Source organism: Amycolatopsis sp. NPDC057786, from assembly GCF_042797905.1.
In the GTDB taxonomy this organism is placed as follows: domain Bacteria; phylum Actinomycetota; class Actinomycetes; order Mycobacteriales; family Pseudonocardiaceae; genus Amycolatopsis.
In genome coordinates this window covers 25,569-44,076 of record NZ_JBHVKW010000027.1, presented here as the reverse complement: position 1 = coordinate 44,076, position 18,508 = coordinate 25,569, and the positions used below count along the sequence as shown (strand labels likewise).

The following is an 18,508-nucleotide window of genomic DNA, read 5'->3' as shown; positions in this document are numbered from 1 at the left end:
GGGTTGATCAGGCGGCGGTGCTGAGGCTCGCCACCGGGGCGACGGCCTGGTCACCGGCCAGCGCACGGACGAGCACGTCGTGCACCTCGGCGGCCTCGGGCAGCTGCCAGCCCCAGACCTCGGGCTTGACCCGCCAGTGCACGACACCGTGCTGGAACGGCGACGGGGGCAGCGGGATGTAGTCGTTCGCGCCGTGCCACTGGATCGAGGCCTCGTCGGCCAGTTCCCGAGGGATGCTCGTGGCGACGGTGGTGAGGAACAGCCAGCGGCCGTTCGGCATCGCGACGATCGGGGCGGGGTGCCCGGTGGCGCGCAGCAGACGGGCGGCGGCCTTGCCGAGCTCGTCGTCGACCTCGATGGCGTCGAGCACGGTGCCGGTGGCGACGAGCAGGCTGTGCGTGTCGTCGCCGAACCAGGTGGCGACCTCGTGCGGGTGGGTCTCGGTCAGTTCACGCCAGTCGTCCTGGGCCGGGACGGGACGCCGCCAGGTGAGGTCGTCACCTTCGGCGGTGAGCGCCGCGGGCTCGGCACCCGGGAGCACCGGCCAGCCACGCCAGGCGAGACCGATCGCCTCCGCCCGCATTTCGATGCGGAAGGCGCCCCGCCAGCTGTCCGGCCAATTCGCGTCCAACATTACTGTCCCTGCCTCAGGTCAACTCTGTCCTGTGTCTGTCTCGGTCGCACCGGCCTCGGCGAACTTTTCGAAGTGGCGCACATCTCAATAAACGGCAAGTTGCACATCGGGAGAAGACCTCACGCGACAACCGGCGGTTACTTAGCGATGAACGCGCGGTAGTGCGACCGGACGGACCGAACGCCGGACGTCCGATTAACGGGCGTGCACGACCGGTACCGAGCCGTTCGTCGCAGCCGACCTGGGCTTCCCGCTCGTGCGGCGGCGTCCGCGGTGAGCGGCGGGCGACCGTTCGGCGGCGAGCTGATCATGGCTTCGACCGCTCGCCGCGCGTCAACGACCGCTGCTCGCGCTCAGCGGTTACTCGCGCGTACTACCGGCCGGTCACCGCTTGGCGACCGTTCACCGTGCGAGCTCCGTCACGGTGACCGGTCGACCGGACCCGCCCTGGCCCGTGCCTCCGCCCGTCCGGTGACCGTCGGCCGCCCCGACGGCTCCGAACGCACTTCGACCAGGGCGTCACCGCGTTCCCATCGGCAGGTCAGCAGCGTGACCGACATCCGGACGGCGACCTGCCGGGCCCGTTCGCAGGCCGCGGCGGGACCGTCCGACGCGTGTGAGGCCGCCGCGAGCGCCGCCAGATCCGCGGCGGCCTCGGCGCGGTGCCGGGTCGTGACGGCGGCGCCGATCCAGAAGGCGAACGCCGCCGCGCCGACCAGGACGGCGACGATCGAGGCGGTCCACACGGTCGCGACGCCGCGATCGTCGGTGGTCACGGCACGCTCCCCGGCTCGGCGATGGCGAAGGCGCTGGAACGCAGCCGGATACCCGGCAGGAGCCCGGCGACCGGTTCGGCCTCGACGCCGGCGGTGATCGTGTCGCCTTCGCGGACGACGTTCAGCCGGGCGCCGGACGGGGCGATCTCCCGCACCGCCTGTTCGGCACGGGCGGGCTGGCCGCGGGCGAGGAGCCTGGCGGCCTCGCGGGCCGCGTCGGTGCAGCGGAGCTGGTCGGAGGCGACCCCGATCCCGGCGAGCAACAGTGCCGAGACGAAGGTCAGCGCGCCGATGCCGAGCGCGGCCTCCACGGTGACGGAGCCGCGGTCGTCGCCGCGCATCAGAACTTCACCGACAGGGCCCGCTCGATGAGGGCGGTGAGCCCGGCGCGGACGGCTTCGCTGTCGATGACCAAGTAGAGGACGGCCGCCAGCGCGGCGGCGGCCAGGGTGGCGATGGCGTACTCGATCGTCGCCATACCGTCGTCTTCGCGGAAGGTGGGGAGCTTGTTCAAGGGAATCGCCTTTCAGTGATTGCTGTCGGTGCACCCCCGCGACCGCGACAGCGGGGCCTTCGGCCGGGCGGGTTCACGTCTTTGATCGCTTCTCGCGCTATTTCTTCAGCGCCGCCCGCCTTTCAGTGATCAGAGGACGCCGTCGAGCCGGCCGGCCAGGCCGAGTACGACGGGCAGGACTCCGAGGCAGAGGAACGCGGGGAGAAAGCACAGGCCGATCGGTGCCGCCAGCAGCACTCCCGCCCGTTCCGCGCGTTCCTCGGCTTCGGCGGAGAGCGACTCGCGCAGCCTTCGCGCGAGGTCTTTCGCGTGCGTGGCGAGCGCGGTGCCCGCCCGTGCCGTCCGGACGGCGGCGACGGCCAGTTCGGTCAGGCCGGGCAGGTCGCGGACCGGCGCCCACGCTTCCGCCGGCCCGATGCCCACGGCGAGATGCGACGCCACCGAACGCAGAGCCGCCGCCGTCTTCGGAGAGGCGGTCGGCACGACGGCCTCGAGTGCGACGGGCACCGGCAGTCCGCCCGCCAGGCAGGCGGCCAGCAGGTCGAGGGTGGCCGCGGACCGGACGAGTTCGAAGGCGCTTTTATCCCGGGGCGGCCGTGCCCGGAGCCGCGTGAAAAACCGACCTGGCCGCGCTACGCGTCCGGCCGTGACACGGGGCCAACAGAAGACGGCACCGCCCAGCAGGATCAACGCCGCGCCGGTCAGCATGACGCCACCCGCCCGGTGAGGGCCCGGCACCAGGCCGTGCCCGCCCAGATCAGCCCGCTGCCCATGACGAGAAGCAGCTGACCGGCGCCCGTCCCGGTGAGGACCTGGACCGGGCCCGCCCCCATGGCCTCGCCGAGCGGCAGGCACACGAGCGGGAGGGCCGCGAGCACGGCGGCGCTCGCCCGTGGACCGGCCATCTTGGCTTTGAGGCGACGGCGGAAGCCGATGCCCGCCTCCGCGTCCCGTCGCGCGGCGTCGAGCACGTCGGCCATCGGCAGCCCGAACCGGGTCGCGAGCGTCCACGCGTTCACGAGTGCCGGTGGCGCGTCCGGATCGGCGGCGATCTCACCACCGAGCCGGGCGGCCGCGATGAGTCCGCGCAGCCGCTCGGACGCAGCGGGGATCGCCTCCGCGGTGGCTTCGGCCGCCGTCACCGGATGGGCGCCCGCGCGGAGTTCACCGATCATCGTCCGCAGCACGGACGCGGTGAGCTCCGCTTCGGCCAGCGCCGCTTTCGCCCGCGCCCGCGACCGGACCTCCTGGCGGACGGTCACGGTGAACACGAGTACCGCCACCGCCCAGCCGATGCCGAGGAACGGCAGGACGAGCAGCGCCGGTAGAGGCCACCAACCCGTCCGAACCGCTTGGGGCAACCGCCAGGCGATCGGCGCGCGCACCATCTGCTTCGGCCAGCAGGCCAGCCCCGCGCCGCAGGAGAGCAGGAACCACGGATTCATGCCGCCAGCCCCTCGAAAGGAGTCTCGTCGCCGATCCAGGTGCCCTTGCTCCACACCGGAACGACTTTGGCCTCACCGCGAAAGGACCGAAGGACGCCGACCTCGTCCAGCCGCCGGATCCCGCTCGGCAGACGGACCATGTGCAGGACCACCCGCACCGCCGCCGTCAGCTGGCTGTGCAACGCGTCGCGTTTCAGCCCGCCGAGCGCGGCCAGCGCCTCCATACGCGCCGGGACCTCCTCCGAGGAATTGGCGTGCAGGGTGCAGCCGCCGCCCTCGTGTCCGGTGTTCATCGCGTTGAGCAACGCGATGACCTCCCGGCCGCGCACTTCTCCGACGACCAGGCGGTCCGGGCGCATCCGCAACGCCTGGCGCACCAGTTCGCTCAGCCCGATCTCGCCCGCGCCCTCGACGTTGGCCGGGCGGGTGAGCAGGCTGACGAACTGCGGATGGTCCGGTTGCAGTTCTCCGGCGTCCTCGACGCAGACGATGCGTTCGGACGGGGGCACGGCGCCGAGCAACGCGGCGAGCAAGGTCGTCTTGCCCGACCCCGTCGCGCCGGAGACCAGGAACGCGAGCCGTCGCCGGATGACCGAATCGAGCAGCTCCGCGCCGCTGGTGCCGAACACCCCGCGCAACCTGAGTTCGGCGAGGTCATGGGAGGCGGGCCGGAGAACGCGGAGTGAGAGGGAGGTCCCGGCGGGCGCGAGCGGCGGGAGTACCGCGTGCATCCGGACCCGGCCTTGCGGCCCGACTCCCGGCAGCCAGCAGTCCGCGAACGGTTGCGCGTCGTCCAGCCGCCGCCCGCCGGCGAGGGCGAGCCGCTGGGCCAGCCGTCGGACCGCTTCCTCGTCGGCGAAACGGATTTCCGTCTCCTGCGGACCTTCACCGGTGTCCACCCAGACCTTGTGGGGAGCGGTGACGAGAATGTCGGTGACGCCGGGCTTTTCGAGAAGCGGCGCGAGCGGGCCGGCGCCGACGAACTCGTCACGGGCCAGCCGGACCGCTCCGAGGACGGCGTCCTGCCCGAGCGAGCCGCCCGCTTCGGCGCGCACCGCCCGCGCGACGCTCACCGGATCCGCCGGGGCGGCCGATCCGGCCAGCCGCCGCCGGACCCGCTCGACCAGATCTTCGGTCATCGCGGGGCACCGGCCAGATTTCCGCGCGCCGCCGCGAGGACTTCGGTGGCCGCCGTGGCCAGATGCCCGCGATGCCTCGGGACGAATTCACCGCGGTCGAGGGCCGCCGAGAGGGATCGCTCGCGACCCATCGAAGTGATGAGCGGGACGCCGACGGCGTCGGCGATCTCCTGCGGGACCAGCCCGGCGGGCGACGGCCCACGGACCGCGACACCGATCCTCGTCGCGTGAGGTTCGAGCCTCGCGAGGACCTGTTTCGCCGCGGCACAGGCACGGAGTTCCGCGGGGACCACGACCACGACGAGATCGGCCAGCCCGATCACGGCGCCCGTCTCGGCGCCGAAATACCTCGGCAGATCGCAGACGACCGTCCGCCCCGCCCGCCGTCCGGCGTTCAGCACGCCCTCGATCGCGTCGGGACCGGGGCCGCGTCCTTCCCTGCCATAGGACACAAAGGACAGTGAGCCGGTGGAGTATTTCTTTCGCGGCAGTGCTTCGCTCAACGCCGCCATGGACACCCTGCCGCCGAGATCGAGCTCCGGCCACCGTGGCCCGCGATCGCGTTCGGCGGCGAGGAGGACGTCGACCCCGCCACCGAGCGGATCGCAGTCGACCAGCAGCCCGCCGGTGCCGGACTTCTCCGCTTGATACGCGACGGCGGCCGCCAGCACGGAAGCCCCGGCGCCGCCCCGCCCGCCGATGATCCCGATGACGACGCCGTCGTCACGCGCCGGCCCGTCGACGACATCGGCGAATTCGCCGATGAGGTCGCCTTCCTCGTCCGGGAGCGAAAGGACCTTCTCCGAACCGGTGTTGAAGGCACGCTCCCACGTCACGGGCGTCGGCGCGCCTTTGCAGACCAGCAGCACCTTGTTTCGCCGCAGCAGGCGGTTCGGCGCGCTCGCGGCTTCCTCGTCGAGCACCACGAGCGGCGCGCGGGCCCACCTCCCGCGTGCGGCGGCCAGATCGGGCGCGCGCTCGACTTCGCAGCCCGCGGCCGCGGCCACGCGCAGGATCTCGTCGAGCAGGATGTCGTCGCCGGCGACGACGAGCGGATGTTCCGCGGTCATGGCTCCCCCAGTGATTCGTCGGACTCGGGTGATGACTCCACGGTCGCGCCGCTCCCCGCCGCGCACAACGCCATTCCGTCCCGCCTGTGGACAACCGGGGTGTTGTGGACAACTCCGCCGCGGGAAACCGGTTTCCCGCGGTTTTGTCGGTCCTTCCCCGCACGAATGCACGGCCCATTTCCCGCTCGCCGCCGAGCAGGAAAACAGTTGAGAGAAAAGAAAGTTAACGAACTCCGAGTGGTTCCGGCCTTACCCAGGCGCGGTTTTCATGGCCGCCGAGGTCTGAACCACTGGCACCACAAGGGATAAAGGAGGCGGCCCTCGCCAGGGGGGAGGGACGAGGGCCGCCTGGGGTTCAGCCCCGGGGGGTCGGACTGAACCTGGGCCCGGTGCAACACCGGACAATCTCACTGTAACTCCGATACCGGCCTGGTGCGGGCGACCTCCGTACCCACAATTCGATAACGGCACGACGCGCCCGATCGGGTGCGCGGTCGTGAATTTTCCACCGCGGTATCCCGATCGTGGTCGACCAACGGGCACGCGCCCGCCCGGCTCTCCTATCCTTGGCGAGTGGACCGACCCAGCACGACGCCCAGCCAGGTCGCGGCGTTCTTCGATCTCGACAAGACGATCATCGCGTCATCGAGCGCGTTGGCCTTCAGCAAGCCGCTTTTGCGCGAAGGCCTCATCAACCGCCGAGCCGCGCTTCGCAGCGCGTACGCCCAACTCGTCTTCTCCCTCGCGGGCGCGGACGCCGCGAAGACCGAGCGGATGCGGGCGGAGGTTTCCGCGCTGTGCGCCGGATGGGACGTCGCGCAGGTGTCCGCGATCGTCCGCGAGACGCTGCACGACGTCGTCGACCCGCTCGTCTACGCGGAGGCGGCGGAACTGATCTCCTCGCATCGCGCGGACGGACACGACGTCGTGGTCCTGTCGGCGACCGGCGAGGAGGTCGTCGCACCGGTCGCCGAAATGCTCGGCGCGACGCGCAGCGTGGCCACGCGGATGCAGATTGTGGACGGTCGCTACTCGGGCGAAGTCGATTTCTACTGCTACGGCGAGAACAAGGCCGTCGCGGCGAAGCAGCTCGCGGCGACCTACGGCTACGACCTCACCCAGTGCCACGCGTACACCGACTCGAGCACCGACATCCCGCTCCTCGAGGTCGTCGGACGGCCGCACGCGGTCAACCCCGACCGCGTTTTGCGCAAGCACGCGACCGAACAGGGCTGGGAGATCCTCGCCTTCGAACACCCGATGTCGCTGCGGACCCGGATCCCGGCGCGCTCGGCCGGGCTGGTCGCGCTCGGCGCCGTCGCGGCGGGGGCCACCTGGTACGGCTACAACCGGCGCAAACGCACGCGCTGAGCGCACACCCACACGGCGGTACCTGGCCGGTTTTCGCAGTCAGGGCCGCGAATTGTCCGTCGCGGAGGGTGCCCGTGTCACTAGATCGAGCCTCTGTACCGGTGCACCCGTCTGCGCACTTGAAGTGACCCGGCTCACGGCGTAGAAAGTAGGTGCGGACGTTCGGTCGGCCAGGGAACAGGTAGAAGAGAAGCCTGTTCCACCCCGGCGAATCTCCGTGTGCGGACACCGGGTACCCACGCGCAGCGCGCCGCGGGAGGCTCGTCGTCTAGGGACTGCGTACCGGGACGCCGGACGCCGAGTCCATGAAGGTACGACCAGAGTTGCACGCTTGGTCGCCCGAGTGGTCCGCACTGACTGGCGGCGCCCGCCGGCTTCTTGCCGACGGGCGCCGCCAGTGTTTTGCCCCCGTTTTCAAGCGTGACAGGCCCCTTCGCGTCCCTTTGTGTATGAACGGACCGTTCGTGCGGGTGGCCGATGGACAAGCAAAGTGCTCGTGGGTAGCTTCCGGATATCAGTGCTTCCAGGTGGACTTCTTTCCATCTGAGAGTCAGGCACGAATCTGGGAGGCTTGAGGTGACGACCCGAACCGCGCACGCCCGTCATCGGAGGATCCATGCGCTGGCCTTGCCCCTCGCGGGCCTGCTCACCCTGGGTGTCGCGGGGGTTCCGGCGACCGCGCAGCCGGTGACGGCCGACGTGGAGGCGCAGCGGACGCTGCGCGGGCTCACCCTGGAACAGAAGGTCGGGCAGCTGTTCGTCACGTGGGTGAACGGGAAGTCCGCCGACGAGGTCAACGCCAAGAACAAGGCCGACTTCGGCGTCGACACCCCCGCGCAGGTGATCGAGAAGTACCACCTGGGCGGCGTCATCTACTTCAACAACGACAGCCGCGACAACTTCGACGATCCGGTGCAGGTCGCCAAGCTGTCGAACGGGCTCCAGCGGGCGGCCCTCCGCAGCGGCGCCCGCATCCCGTTGCAGATCGCGACCGACCAGGAAGGCGGCACGGTCACCCGGATGGGTTCCCCCGCCACCGAGCTGCCGAACGCGATGGCGATCTCGGCCGGCCGTGACACCAAGGCCGCGCAGGAGGCCGCCCGGATCCTCGGGCACGAACTGCGCGCCGTCGGCATCAACCAGGACTTCGCCCCCGACGCCGACGTGAACTCCAACCCGGCCAACCCGGTGATCGGTGTCCGGTCCTTCTCCGGCCGCCCGGAGCTGGCGAGTCAGTTCGTCGAAGCCCAGGTCAGGGGCTTCCAGAACTCCGGACGGCGCTCGGAGACGGTGTCCGCCACCGCGAAACACTTCCCCGGCCACGGCGACGCGGCCACCGACAGCCACCACGAGCTGCCCAGGATCGACCGCAGTGAGGACAGCTGGCGCGCGACCGACGTGCCGCCGTTCAAGGCCGCCATCAAGGCGGGGATCGACTCGATCATGAGCGCGCACATCCAGTTCCCCAGCCTCGACCCGTCGGGTGAGCCGGCCACGCTGTCGAAGCCGATCCTCACCGGCAAGCTGCGCGAGGAGCTCGGTTACCGCGGCGTCGTCGTCACCGACTCGCTGTCGATGGACGCCGTGCGCGAGATGCACACCGACGCGGAGATCCCGGTGCTCGCCCTCAAGGCCGGTATCGATCAGCTGCTCATGCCGGTGAACCTCGACCTCGCGATCAACTCCGTGCTCGACGCCGTCCGCAAGGGTGAGCTGACCGAGCGGCGCATCGACGAGAGTGTCCTGCGGGTGCTCAAGCTCAAGCTGAACCGGGGCATCCTGACCTCGCCGTTCGTCGACCCGGCCAAGGTGATGTCGAAGGTCGGCACCCCGGCCAACCTCGCGACCGCGCAGGGCATCGCCGACCGGTCGGTCACCGCGATCCGCAACGACGGCGGCGTCCTGCCGCTCAAGCAGCAACCGGCGAAGACGCTCGTGACCGGTTGGGGCGTGAGCACGACGGCGTCGCTGGCCGCGAAGCTCACCGCGCACGGAACGCAGGCGACTGCGTTGCAGACCGGTCAGACGCCGACCGACGCGCAGATCTCGCAGGCCGTCGCGGCGGCCAAGAACGTCGATCTCGTCGTCGTGCTGACCAACAACGTCGGTACGTATCCGTTGCAGGGCAAGCTGTTGCAGGCGCTGGCCGACACCGGGAAACCCGTCGTCGCGGTCGCCGCGCAGATCCCGTACGACGCCGGTTACGAGAACCCGATCAAGACGTGGCTGGCCACGTACGGCTACATCTCGCCTTCGCTCGAGGCGCTGGCGAAGGTGATCCTCGGGAAGGTGAAGCCGCAGGGCAAGCTGCCGGTGGACGTTCCCGCCGGCAAGGACGTCGGCACGGTGAAGTACCCCTTCGGCCACGGGCTGACCTGGTGAACCTCAACCGCCGCCACTTCCTCGCCACCGGCGCGCTCGCGGTCCCCGCGCTGACGGCCGGGTCCTCGGTCGCGGGGGCCCAGCCGGAAAGCGAGAGCAAAGGTCCCCCGCTCACCCGTACCGGGGCGGACGTGCTCGCCGCCAAGGGCTGGGCGCCGCTGTCCGGCCGCAAGCTCGGCGTGCTGTCGAATCCGACGGGCGTCCTGGCGAGCGGCGACCACATCGTCGACTCGATGGTCGCCGCCGGCGTCCGGCCGCTCGCCGCGTTCGGGCCCGAACACGGTTTCCGCGGGAGCGCGCAGGCGGGCGGCTCCGAGGGCGACTACACCGATCCCCGCACCGGCGTACCCGTCTACGACGCGTACGGCGCCGACGCGACGAAGCTCGCCGGGATGTTCACGAAGGCGGGCGTCGACACCGTCGTCTTCGACATCGCCGACGTCGGCGCGCGGTTCTACACTTACATCTGGTCGCTGTACACGGCGATGGTCGCGGCGGCGAAGGTCGGCGCGGCGGTCGTCGTGCTGGACCGGCCGAACCCGTTGGGCGGCAAGGCCGCCGGGCCGATGCTGAACCCGGCGTACGCCTCGGGTGTCGGCCGGAAGCCGATCGTGCAGCAGCACGGCATGACCGTCGGCGAACTCGCGCGGTTCTTCGCCGCCGAGTTCCTGCCCGCCGAGGGCGTCACGCCGGGCAAGCTCGAAATCGTCGAAGTGCGGGACTGGCGACGTGATCAGCTCTTCGCGCGCACCGGGCTGACGTGGGTCCCGCCGAGCCCGAACATGCCGACGCCGGACACCGCGCTCGTCTATCCCGGCACCGGGATGTTCGAGGGCACCGTGTTCTCCGAAGGCCGGGGCACCACCAGGCCGTTCGAGATCATCGGCGCGCCGGGCCTCGACTGGCGCTGGCGCGAGAAGCTCGGCGAGCTACGGCTGCCCGGGGTGAAGTTCCGTGAGGCGTACTTCGTGCCGACGTTCGGCAAGTTCGTCAACGAGCCCTGCGGCGGCGTGCAGGTGACCGTCACGGACCCGCGGGCGTTCGACGCCATCCGTACCGCGGTCACCATGTTCGTCACCGCGAAGCAGGTGCATCCGGACAAGTTCAAGTGGCGGCCCGACAACTTCCTCGACAAGCTCTCCGGCTCCGACAGGTTGCGCACGATGATCGACAAGGGCGCCGGAGCGGACGAGATCGTCGGGTCGTGGCAGGCCGAACTGGCCGAGTTCGACCGGAAACGCCGCCGCCATCTCATCTATCGCTGAGGGGAACGACCTTGCGTGTTAGGAAGATCCTGATCGCGGCCGTCTCCGTACTGGTCGCGGCGACCACGCTGTCGACGGCGGGAGCACAGGCGATTCCAGGGAGCGAGCAGCAGCGCGATCGCGCGGCGGGCCGGTTCGACAAGCCGCGTGAGGGTTTCGCGCCCGCGTCAACCGTCCTGCGGGACGGCGCCCCCTCCGACGTCGGTCTCGACCCGGCGCCGATCAAGGCGGCCGAGCGGTTCATCGAGAGCTGGACCAAGCCGGACGTCACCGGGCACCCGCACTTCTCCGGTGCGGTCGGCCTGCTCGCGCACGACGGCGTGGTCGTCGAGCGCCAGGCCGTCGGTGGCGCTGTCCGTTACGCCGACGCGAAAGGCACCGAGCTGCCGCCCGAGCAGCAGGTGCCGATGCGCGCGGACACGATCTTCGACATGGCCTCGATCTCGAAGCTGTTCACCTCCATCGCGGTGATGCAGCTGGCCGAGACGGGCAAGCTGGACATCGCGGCGCCGGTGGTGCGGTATCTGCCCGAGTTCGGGGTGAACGGCAAGGAGGCCGTCACCGTCCAGCAGCTGCTCACGCATGTCTCGGGCTTCGCCGCGACACCGCTCCCGTCGCTGTGGGAGGGCTACCCGGACATCCCGTCGCGCCGGAAGGCCGTCCTCGACAGCCCGCTGAAGAACCCGCCGGGCAGCACCTACCTCTACTCCGACATCAACCTGCTGACGCTCGGCTTCCTGGTGGAGAAGGTGGCCGGGGCATCGCTGGACAAGGTGGTCCAGGACCGCATCGCGATCCCGCTGGGCCTGGCCGACACCGGGTACAACCCGCCCGCGTCGAAACTCGCCAGGGTCGCGGCGACCGAGTACGCCGCGAAGCCGCCTCGGGGGCTCGTACGCGGCGAGGTCCACGACGAGAACGCGTGGTCGCTGGGCGGAGTCGCCGGGCACGCGGGTGTGTTCTCCACGGCCGGGGACATGGCGGTGCTGGCGCAGACGCTCCTCAACGGCGGCGCGTACCGAGGTCACCGGATCCTGCGTGAAGAGACCGTGCGGGCGATGCTGACGAACTACAACCACAAGTTCCCCGACAACGCGCACGGCCTCGGCTTCGAGCTCGACCAGCCCTGGTACATGGGCGCGTTGTCGGCGCCCTCGACGGCCGGGCACACCGGGTTCACCGGGACCTCGCTGGTGATCGACCCGCTGTCGCGGTCGTTCGCGATCCTGCTCACCAACCGCGTGCACCCGACCCGGAACTGGGGCTCGATCAACATCGCCAGGGAGACGTGGGCGAGCTCCCTGGCGAAGGCGATGGCCGTCCGTCCGGTGCGCGGCCGCGACGCGTGGTTCAGCGGCGCCGGGGACGTCTCCACGGCCACGCTCACGACTCCGCCGTTACAGACGCACGGCGGGCCGCTGAAGGTCTCCTTCGACACCTTCGTGGACACCGAGGGTCCCTCGGACTCGCTGTTCCTGGAAACAAGTACCGACGGCGGAGCCACCTGGAAAACGATTACCCTGCGTGTGAACGGACCAGGCGCTCCCGCTGGGGGCCAGACCGGTCTCGGCGGGCACGGTCACCGGGCTTGGTGGCGGGCGGCGGCCGAGGTGTCGCAAAGCTCACAAATCACCCTCCGCTGGCGTTACACGACCGATGCCCGTTACACCGGACGGGGAATTTCCTTGGATGGTGTGAAAGTCACTGAACGCGGCCGCACACTGCTGGACAGTGAGCATAATCCGCCTACCTTCGTCGCTACCGGCTGGAAATTGAGCACTAGGTAACCAGCCAGCTCCGATGCGGTGACCGGACCGCCCCGTTGACCGGGACACAGCCCCTTGCGTCGCGACACTAAGTTGCCAAGTCGTTAGCTCGACCTCGTTAACGGCCTCGACCTGGTTAGCGACTTTCTGGTCAACGATTAATCGCAAATCGAATCCGCAGACACGGATAGGTTGCGATCTTCCCGAAGGGTGTGGGTAGCCTTGTCGCAGATGCCAACGGTTAGTAACTTTCCCACGGTGGGCGATACCGATTCCGTAGTCGCGGCCGCACCGTCCGAGACCGTGCCGGCGCAGCCGACACGGGACGCTGACGCGAGCCCGCTCGTCCGGATTCGCTCCCTCCTGCCCGGGCTCGCCCGGGCTGAACAGCGTGTCGCGAAGGTCGTCCTCGACGATCCCGCGACGGTCGCGCGGCGCAGCATCACCGAGGTCGCGCTCGCGGCCAACACCAGCGAAACCACCGTCACGCGGTTCTGCAAGGCGGTCGGCGTCGGCGGATATCCGCAGCTCAGGATCGCCTTGGCGGCCGACACCGCCCGGTCCGAGGCGCGGTCGTCCCGCAACCTCGGCGGCGAGATCGGTCCGGAGGACGACCTGGCAGCGGTCATCGGCAAGGTGAGCTTCGCGGACGCCCGTGCCGTGGAGGAGACCGCCGACCAGCTCGACATCCCGTCGCTACAGCGGGTGATCGACGTTTTGGCGGGCGCCGGCCGGGTGGACGTCTACGGCGTGGGCGCGAGCGCGTTCGTTGCCGCGGACCTGCAGCAGAAGCTGCACCGTATCGGGCGGGTCAGCTTCGCCTGGTCGGACACGCACATCATGCTGACCTCGGCCGCCGTGCTGAGCCCAGGAGACGTCGCGATCGGCATCTCCCACACGGGCGCGACCACGGACACCGTCGAGGCGCTGCGCGTGGCCCGCGAGCACGGCGCGATCACCGTCGCCGTGACGAACTTCCCGCGTTCGCCGATCACCGAGGTCGCCGACCACGTACTGACCACGGCCGCGCGGGAGACGACGTTCCGCTCGGGTGCGACCGCCAGTCGCATCGCGCAGCTGACCGTCATCGACTGCCTGTTCATCGGTGTCGCGCAGCGGCACATGGACGCGTCGGTCAACGCGCTCGACGCGACCAGGGACGCGGTGGGTTCGCACCGTCTTGGCGTCCGGCCCGACGGCAGGCGGCGGCCGCGGGAAACCGGCAAATGAGCGAAAAAGTGAGGCGCATGATGACCGTCCCACGCCAGGTGGTGCACGTCGATTCGCCAACCGAACAGCGCAATCCACGGACGACCGACATCGACCTGATGTCGACCATGGGCATCCTCGGCGCGATCAACGCCGAGGACCGCCGGGTCCCCGAAGCCGTCGCCGCGGTGCTGCCGCAGGTGGCCCGGGCGGTCGACTTCGCCGTGGAAGCGCTGCGGTCGGGACACCGTGTGCACTACTTCGGGGCCGGCACGTCCGGCAGGCTGGCGACGTTGGACGCGGCGGAGCTCGTGCCGACGTTCAACGTGCCCTCCGATTGGTTCATCGCGCATCACGCCGGCGGCGCACGCGCGCTGCGCCAAGCCGTCGAAGACGCCGAGGACGACGCGAAGGCCGGAGCCGCCGAGGTGGCCGAGTCCGTCGCGCCGGGCGACTTCGTGCTCGGGCTGACCGCTTCCGGCCGCACCCCCTACGTCCTCGGCGCGCTGGCCGCGGCCAGCCGTCGCGGTGCCCGCACCGCGTTGGTGTCGGGCAACCCGGCAGCGGTGACGCCGCCGGGGGTCGATGTCCTCATCGCGGTGGACACCGGCCCCGAGGCGATCGCCGGGTCGACCCGGATGAAGGCGGGCACGGCGCAGAAGATCATCCTCACCGCGTTCTCCACCGCGACGATGATCAAGCTCGGCCGCACGTATTCGAACCTGATGGTCAGCATGCGGGCGACCAACGCGAAGCTGCGCGGACGGACCATCCGGATCCTGCGCGAGGCCACCGGCATGAGCATGGCGGACTGCTCCGACGCGCTCACCGAGGCCGACGGCGACCTCAAGGTCGCGCTGGTCCATCTGCTGTCCGGTGAGGACGTCGCGAGCGCGGCGAAGGCGCTGGCGGCCAACGATGGCCACGTACGCAAGGCTCTCGACTCCCTGCGGGTGCGCGCGAGCTGAACCACCGGCGGACAGACCCGTTCATCCCGACGCCTCGCTCACGCGACGCGAACGGGTGTCCGCCGCCGGGATGGCCGGGTTCATCCCGCTGCTCGACGTCATCGGCTGGGGACATCACGCCGAGCGGGGTAGCAAGGGACCTTTGCTACCACTTATCTCGACGTTGAGACAAACGAGAGCAAAGGTCCCTTGCTCCCCTTTTGATCAGGCGGGCTCCGGCACTCTCGTCCGCGAAGGCACCGAAAGCGCGTAGCCCAGCAGAGCGACGAAGGCGGCAACGGGACCGATCCACCAAACACCCGCTGAGGACAGGACGACACCACCCAGCGCGGCGCCGAGCGCACCCCCTGCGTAGATCGCGGAACCGTTCAGCCCCATGGCGACGGTCGGCGCGTCGGGCGCCAGCGAGAACAGCCGGTGCTGCTGCGGCACCATCAGCATTCCGCCGAACACGCCCGATGCCAGCGCCAAGACCAGCGCGCCGGGCAGGCTCAGCACGGCGACGTCCAGCAGCGCCAGGGTCGCGACCGTCCCGATGAGCGAGAGCGCGCGGACGCGCGCGGGGCCGAGTGAGTCCGTGGCCCGGCCCGCGAAGGCGTTGCCCGCGATCTGCCCGATCCCGAAACCGACGAGCAGCCACGAGATCATCGCGCCCACCGCCACCGGAGCGACCAGCACCGGCAAGTACACGAAGGCCGCGAAGCCCGCGGCGGTACCGAGAACACTCACGCCGAGCACGCGCGCGATCGGCGGCCGCGCGACGACGGCGAGCCTGTCGCGCAACGACACCGTCGGCATCCGGACACGCGGCAGCAGCGGCACGAGGAGCATCACGACCATCGCCACCGCGCCGATTCCCCACATCACCGCGCGCCAGCCGAACCAGTTCCCGGCCAGCACCCCGATCGGCACACCGAGCACCATCGACACGCTCATCCCGGCGGAGACCGTGGCCAGGGCACGGCCGCGGCGCTCGTCGGACGCGAGGGCACCGGCGAGGACGTAGGCGTTGGACTGGAACGCGGCGGCGCCGAGGGCGGCCAGCACGCGGGCGACGGCGACCACGGCGAAGGACTCGCCGAGTGCCTGACCGGCCATGCCGATCGTGAACAGGACCATCCCCGCGCCGAGCACCCAGCGCCGGTCGAGCCGTCCGGTGAAGGCCGCGATGATCGGTGAGGAAACCGCGTAGGTCACCGCGAAGACCGTGGTCAGCTGGCCCGCGACGGCTTCGGAAACGCGCAGGTCGGCGGCGATGGTTGGCAGCAGCCCGTTCAGGACGAATCCGTCGGTGCCGACGGTGAACGTCCCGACGGCGAGTACCAGCAGAGCCCCCAGAGCGAGCCGATCATTTGATGATCGTCGAATCGTCATGGGCGGTATAGTGGCGGGACTATTCGATGACTGTCAAATAGTTTGGAGTGAAGTGAGCAGCACGCTGCCGCAGCCGTCGGTCGACGAGATCGAGATCGTGCCGGTGCTCCAGGCGCTCGCGGACCCCGTACGCCTGGAGCTGATCCGCTCCCTGCGAAGCAATCCTTCGCCGCGAAGCTGTGCCGTCACCGAGTACGACGTCGAGATCAGCCCGCCGACGCTCTCCCATCACTGGAAGGTGTTGCGCGAGGCCGGCCTCACGACGACGTTCGTCGAGGGCCGGACCCGCTGGGTCGAGCTGCGCACCGAAGACGTCCACTCGCGCTTTCCCGGGCTACTGGACGCTGTCCTCGCCTAGCCGCCACTTCGCCGCGAGTTCCGCCGCGGCGCACACACCGACGTCGAGCAGGTACGGCCCCGCCTGCCCACATCCGGCCGCCGGCGCGATCGGCTGACCGTGCCCCATCCCGGTGACGGCGTGCGTGTCGACGGCCGCGCCGACATCGGTCCACTGCTCGGCGAGCTCGCGCATGTTCATCGGAGTGACCGTGTAGTCCGCGGTCCCGTGCCAGACGCTGACCGGCGAACGCGGCCCGGCGCCCGCGGCGCGCACCTTGTCACCCCACTGCTTCGGGGTCAGGTCCTTGCCGGGGTTCATGCAGGAGTACGCGTCGATCATCGAAGTCGCGCAGCCGTAAGGCAGCCCCGCGACGACACCGCCGCCCGCGAACAGTTCCGGATACGCCGCCAGCAGCACCGAAGTCATCGCGCCACCCGCCGACAGGCCGGTCACGTACGTCCGGCTCCCGGCGGAGAACCGCGCCATCTGCGCGATCGATTCGGCCTCTCCGGACCCGCGTTCGATGTCGCCCGCCTGGAACCAGTTGAAACACTTGCTGAAGTTGTTCGCTGAAACCTGTTGCGGCAGAACGAGTTTGAACCGCAGCCTGTCCGCGAGCCCGACCCAGCCGGAGCCACGCGCGTATCCGGCCGCGTCCTGGGTGCAGCCGTGCAGCACGACCACCGCCGGCCGTCCGGAGGGCAGCCCGTCCGGAACGTATTCGAACATCCGCAACGCACCGGGATTGCTCCCGAACCCGGTCACCGGACGGATCGTCGCCGCCTGCGCCGGAGCCGAAAAGAGAAGGGTCAATGCCGAAACCACCGCGCCGATGAGGAGTTTTCGCATCACCTCAGGCTAAAACCGCCGACGCCCGCTTCCCACGTGGAAGACCACCACAGCGACGGCCCGTTTTGTGTGGCCGGACCGGATACCGGCACGCGAACCCGCCGCTTACCGTCGTCCGATGCGGCTCATTCTGGTCCTCGCGATGATGCTGGCCCTGGCCACGCCCGCCCAGGCGGCGAGTGGTTGCGGGAACGTGCGCGTTCCCGGGGCCGCGAAGCAAGAACTGTCCTGTTTGGACGATTTGACGACCACGGGCACCCTGGCCACCGGGCACACCGTCCAGTCCGACTGGGCCGGGCTCACCTCGGCAGGCTTCCCCGTGCCCAAGGCCGTTCCCGGCATCCAGATCGACGGCTACTTCCCGGATTCGTCGACGGCCAACACGACGCACGGCTGGAACCACGACGCGCAGTTCGTGCTGCGGCTACCCGATCGCTGGAACGGCGGACTGGTGGTCTCGGGGTCACCCGGCGTGCGACAGCAGTACGCGAACGATCGCGCGATCGGCGACCAGGTCCTCGCCGACGGCTACGCGTTCGCCGCCACCGACAAGGGCAACACCGGCGCCGATTTCCACACCGACGGACGCCGCCCCGGTGACGCGCTCGCCGAGTGGAACTCGCGGGTCACCCAGCTGACGATCGCCGCGAAGGCCGCCGTCGCGCACCGCTACGGGCGCCTGCCGAGCCGCACCCTCGCGGCCGGGATGTCGAACGGCGGCTACCTCGTCCGCTGGCAGCTCGAGAACCGGCCGTGGCTCTACGACGGCGGCATCGATTGGGAGGGCACGCTTTGGCACGAAGACGGCCCGAACCTGTTCACCTTCCTGCCGCCCGCGATCAAGGCCTACCCCGCCTACGCCGCCGGTTCCGCGCAAGCCCATCAGCGGATCCTCGACGCCGGTTTCGCGCCGGGTTCGGAATTCCTCTGGCCGTACCACAACGACGTCTACTGGGGCCTGACCCAGCGTATCTATCAGGCGGAATTCGATCCGTCGTTCGCCGGAACCGACTACGACTACGCCACTCGCCCGCCGTCGGTGCACCGCGCGGTGGAACGGATCTCGCTGACCGGCCGGATCGGCAAACCGCTGATCACCCTGCACGGCACCCTCGACACCCTGCTGCCGATCACCCGCGATTCCGACGTCTACCAGCGGATGATCGCCGGCCAGGGCCGCGCCGGGCTCCAGCGCTACTACCGGATCGCCGACGGCAACCACGTCGACGGGCTCTACGACGTGTATCCGGACAAGCTGCGGCCCATCGGCCCGTGTTTCCGCACGGCGTTCACCGCGCTCGAAGGCTGGCTCGACGGCGTCCGCCCGCCCGCTTCGGCGACGATCCCGCGCGCGAGCGGTGATCTGGCGACGACTTGCGCACTAAGCTGAAGTTCACCCCGAAACC

General features: G+C 70.1%; 18 protein-coding genes. 8 read left to right on the top strand and 10 right to left on the bottom strand.

The features are described from left to right. Nucleotides 1-7: 7 nt before the first annotated feature. The 8 genes from ACFVM3_RS17005 to ssd form a co-directional block, all read right to left on the bottom strand. On the bottom strand, nt 8-634 hold the full coding sequence (locus ACFVM3_RS17005) for a bifunctional DNA primase/polymerase (protein WP_378439677.1): 627 nt from the start codon (nt 632-634) through the stop codon (nt 8-10). A gap of 419 nt (nt 635-1,053) precedes the next feature. Continuing rightward, nucleotides 1,054-1,410 (bottom strand): Rv3654c family TadE-like protein, encoded by a 357-nt coding sequence (locus ACFVM3_RS17000; protein WP_378439675.1) that lies wholly within the window; start codon nt 1,408-1,410, stop codon nt 1,054-1,056. Further along, the gene (locus tag ACFVM3_RS16995) at nt 1,407-1,751 is read right to left on the bottom strand and encodes a TadE family type IV pilus minor pilin (RefSeq protein WP_378439673.1); all 345 of its coding nucleotides are present in this window, start codon (nt 1,749-1,751) and stop codon (nt 1,407-1,409) included. The genes ACFVM3_RS17000 and ACFVM3_RS16995 overlap by 4 nt, the downstream gene beginning before the upstream one ends. After that, nucleotides 1,751-1,924 carry a DUF4244 domain-containing protein gene (locus ACFVM3_RS16990; RefSeq protein WP_378439671.1) on the bottom strand — a complete coding sequence of 58 codons (174 nt, stop codon included), beginning with the start codon at nt 1,922-1,924 and terminating at the stop codon, nt 1,751-1,753. The genes ACFVM3_RS16995 and ACFVM3_RS16990 overlap by 1 nt, the downstream gene beginning before the upstream one ends. A 129-nt stretch (nt 1,925-2,053) precedes the next feature. After that, a complete protein-coding gene (locus ACFVM3_RS16985; RefSeq protein WP_378439670.1) occupies nt 2,054-2,632 on the bottom strand; it encodes a type II secretion system F family protein in 579 nt (192 codons plus the stop codon). Continuing rightward, on the bottom strand, nt 2,626-3,369 hold the full coding sequence (locus tag ACFVM3_RS16980; protein ID WP_378439668.1) for a type II secretion system F family protein: 744 nt from the start codon (nt 3,367-3,369) through the stop codon (nt 2,626-2,628). Before ACFVM3_RS16980 ends, ACFVM3_RS16985 begins: the two co-directional genes overlap by 7 nt. Then, nucleotides 3,366-4,508, bottom strand: coding sequence for a TadA family conjugal transfer-associated ATPase (locus ACFVM3_RS16975; RefSeq protein WP_378439666.1), 1,143 nt, complete (start codon nt 4,506-4,508; stop codon nt 3,366-3,368). The genes ACFVM3_RS16980 and ACFVM3_RS16975 overlap by 4 nt, the downstream gene beginning before the upstream one ends. Beyond that, a complete protein-coding gene (gene ssd, locus ACFVM3_RS16970; protein WP_378439664.1) occupies nt 4,505-5,578 on the bottom strand; it encodes a septum site-determining protein Ssd in 1,074 nt (357 codons plus the stop codon). Before ssd ends, ACFVM3_RS16975 begins: the two co-directional genes overlap by 4 nt. Before the next feature lie 573 nt (nt 5,579-6,151). Between ssd and ACFVM3_RS16965 the strand changes: the two genes are divergently transcribed. From ACFVM3_RS16965 to ACFVM3_RS16940, 6 genes are all read left to right on the top strand, one after another. Continuing rightward, the gene (locus ACFVM3_RS16965) at nt 6,152-6,949 is read left to right on the top strand and encodes an HAD-IB family hydrolase (RefSeq protein WP_340685316.1); all 798 of its coding nucleotides are present in this window, start codon (nt 6,152-6,154) and stop codon (nt 6,947-6,949) included. 576 nt (nt 6,950-7,525) lie between these two features. Beyond that, a complete protein-coding gene (locus ACFVM3_RS16960) occupies nt 7,526-9,331 on the top strand; it encodes a glycoside hydrolase family 3 protein (protein WP_378439662.1) in 1,806 nt (601 codons plus the stop codon). Beyond that, a complete protein-coding gene (locus ACFVM3_RS16955; protein ID WP_378439660.1) occupies nt 9,328-10,596 on the top strand; it encodes an exo-beta-N-acetylmuramidase NamZ domain-containing protein in 1,269 nt (422 codons plus the stop codon). Before ACFVM3_RS16960 ends, ACFVM3_RS16955 begins: the two co-directional genes overlap by 4 nt. 11 nt (nt 10,597-10,607) lie before the next feature. Beyond that, nucleotides 10,608-12,383, top strand: a complete 1,776-nt coding sequence (locus tag ACFVM3_RS16950) for a serine hydrolase (protein ID WP_378439658.1) — start codon at nt 10,608-10,610, stop codon at nt 12,381-12,383. A gap of 237 nt (nt 12,384-12,620) precedes the next feature. After that, nucleotides 12,621-13,592 carry a MurR/RpiR family transcriptional regulator gene (locus ACFVM3_RS16945; protein WP_378439657.1) on the top strand — a complete coding sequence of 324 codons (972 nt, stop codon included), beginning with the start codon at nt 12,621-12,623 and terminating at the stop codon, nt 13,590-13,592. Between the two features lie 17 nt (nt 13,593-13,609). Next, complete coding sequence (locus ACFVM3_RS16940; protein ID WP_378439655.1) at nt 13,610-14,539, top strand: N-acetylmuramic acid 6-phosphate etherase; 930 nt, start codon at nt 13,610-13,612, stop codon at nt 14,537-14,539. Between the two features lie 204 nt (nt 14,540-14,743). On the opposite strand, the gene ACFVM3_RS16935 is transcribed toward ACFVM3_RS16940, so the two are convergent. After that, nucleotides 14,744-15,913: an MFS transporter gene (locus tag ACFVM3_RS16935; RefSeq protein ID WP_378439653.1), complete on the bottom strand. Its 1,170-nt coding sequence runs from the start codon at nt 15,911-15,913 to the stop codon at nt 14,744-14,746. 52 nt (nt 15,914-15,965) lie between these two features. Between ACFVM3_RS16935 and ACFVM3_RS16930 the strand changes: the two genes are divergently transcribed. Continuing rightward, nucleotides 15,966-16,271, top strand: coding sequence for an ArsR/SmtB family transcription factor (locus ACFVM3_RS16930; RefSeq protein ID WP_378439651.1), 306 nt, complete (start codon nt 15,966-15,968; stop codon nt 16,269-16,271). Here the strand turns inward: ACFVM3_RS16930 and ACFVM3_RS16925 are convergent. Then, a complete protein-coding gene (locus tag ACFVM3_RS16925; RefSeq protein WP_378439650.1) occupies nt 16,248-17,102 on the bottom strand; it encodes an alpha/beta hydrolase family esterase in 855 nt (284 codons plus the stop codon). The two genes, ACFVM3_RS16930 and ACFVM3_RS16925, sit on opposite strands and share 24 nt — an antisense overlap. Before the next feature lie 118 nt (nt 17,103-17,220). Between ACFVM3_RS16925 and ACFVM3_RS16920 the strand changes: the two genes are divergently transcribed. Further along, on the top strand, nt 17,221-18,492 hold the full coding sequence (locus ACFVM3_RS16920) for a tannase/feruloyl esterase family alpha/beta hydrolase (protein ID WP_378439648.1): 1,272 nt from the start codon (nt 17,221-17,223) through the stop codon (nt 18,490-18,492). Nucleotides 18,493-18,508: the final 16 nt, after the last annotated feature.

Coding starts and splice junctions, on each gene's coding strand:
- ACFVM3_RS17005 (WP_378439677.1), bottom strand. CDS start 634: ATGTTGGACGCGAATTGGCCGGACAGCTGGCGGGGCGCCTTCCGCATC.
- ACFVM3_RS16995 (WP_378439673.1), bottom strand. CDS start 1,751: ATGCGCGGCGACGACCGCGGCTCCGTCACCGTGGAGGCCGCGCTCGGC.
- ACFVM3_RS16985 (WP_378439670.1), bottom strand. CDS start 2,632: ATGCTGACCGGCGCGGCGTTGATCCTGCTGGGCGGTGCCGTCTTCTGT.
- ACFVM3_RS16980 (WP_378439668.1), bottom strand. CDS start 3,369: ATGAATCCGTGGTTCCTGCTCTCCTGCGGCGCGGGGCTGGCCTGCTGG.
- ACFVM3_RS16975 (WP_378439666.1), bottom strand. CDS start 4,508: ATGACCGAAGATCTGGTCGAGCGGGTCCGGCGGCGGCTGGCCGGATCG.
- ssd (WP_378439664.1), bottom strand. CDS start 5,578: ATGACCGCGGAACATCCGCTCGTCGTCGCCGGCGACGACATCCTGCTC.
- ACFVM3_RS16940 (WP_378439655.1), top strand. CDS start 13,610: ATGATGACCGTCCCACGCCAGGTGGTGCACGTCGATTCGCCAACCGAA.
- ACFVM3_RS16935 (WP_378439653.1), bottom strand. CDS start 15,913: ATGACGATTCGACGATCATCAAATGATCGGCTCGCTCTGGGGGCTCTG.
- ACFVM3_RS16925 (WP_378439650.1), bottom strand. CDS start 17,102: ATGCGAAAACTCCTCATCGGCGCGGTGGTTTCGGCATTGACCCTTCTC.
- ACFVM3_RS16920 (WP_378439648.1), top strand. CDS start 17,221: ATGCGGCTCATTCTGGTCCTCGCGATGATGCTGGCCCTGGCCACGCCC.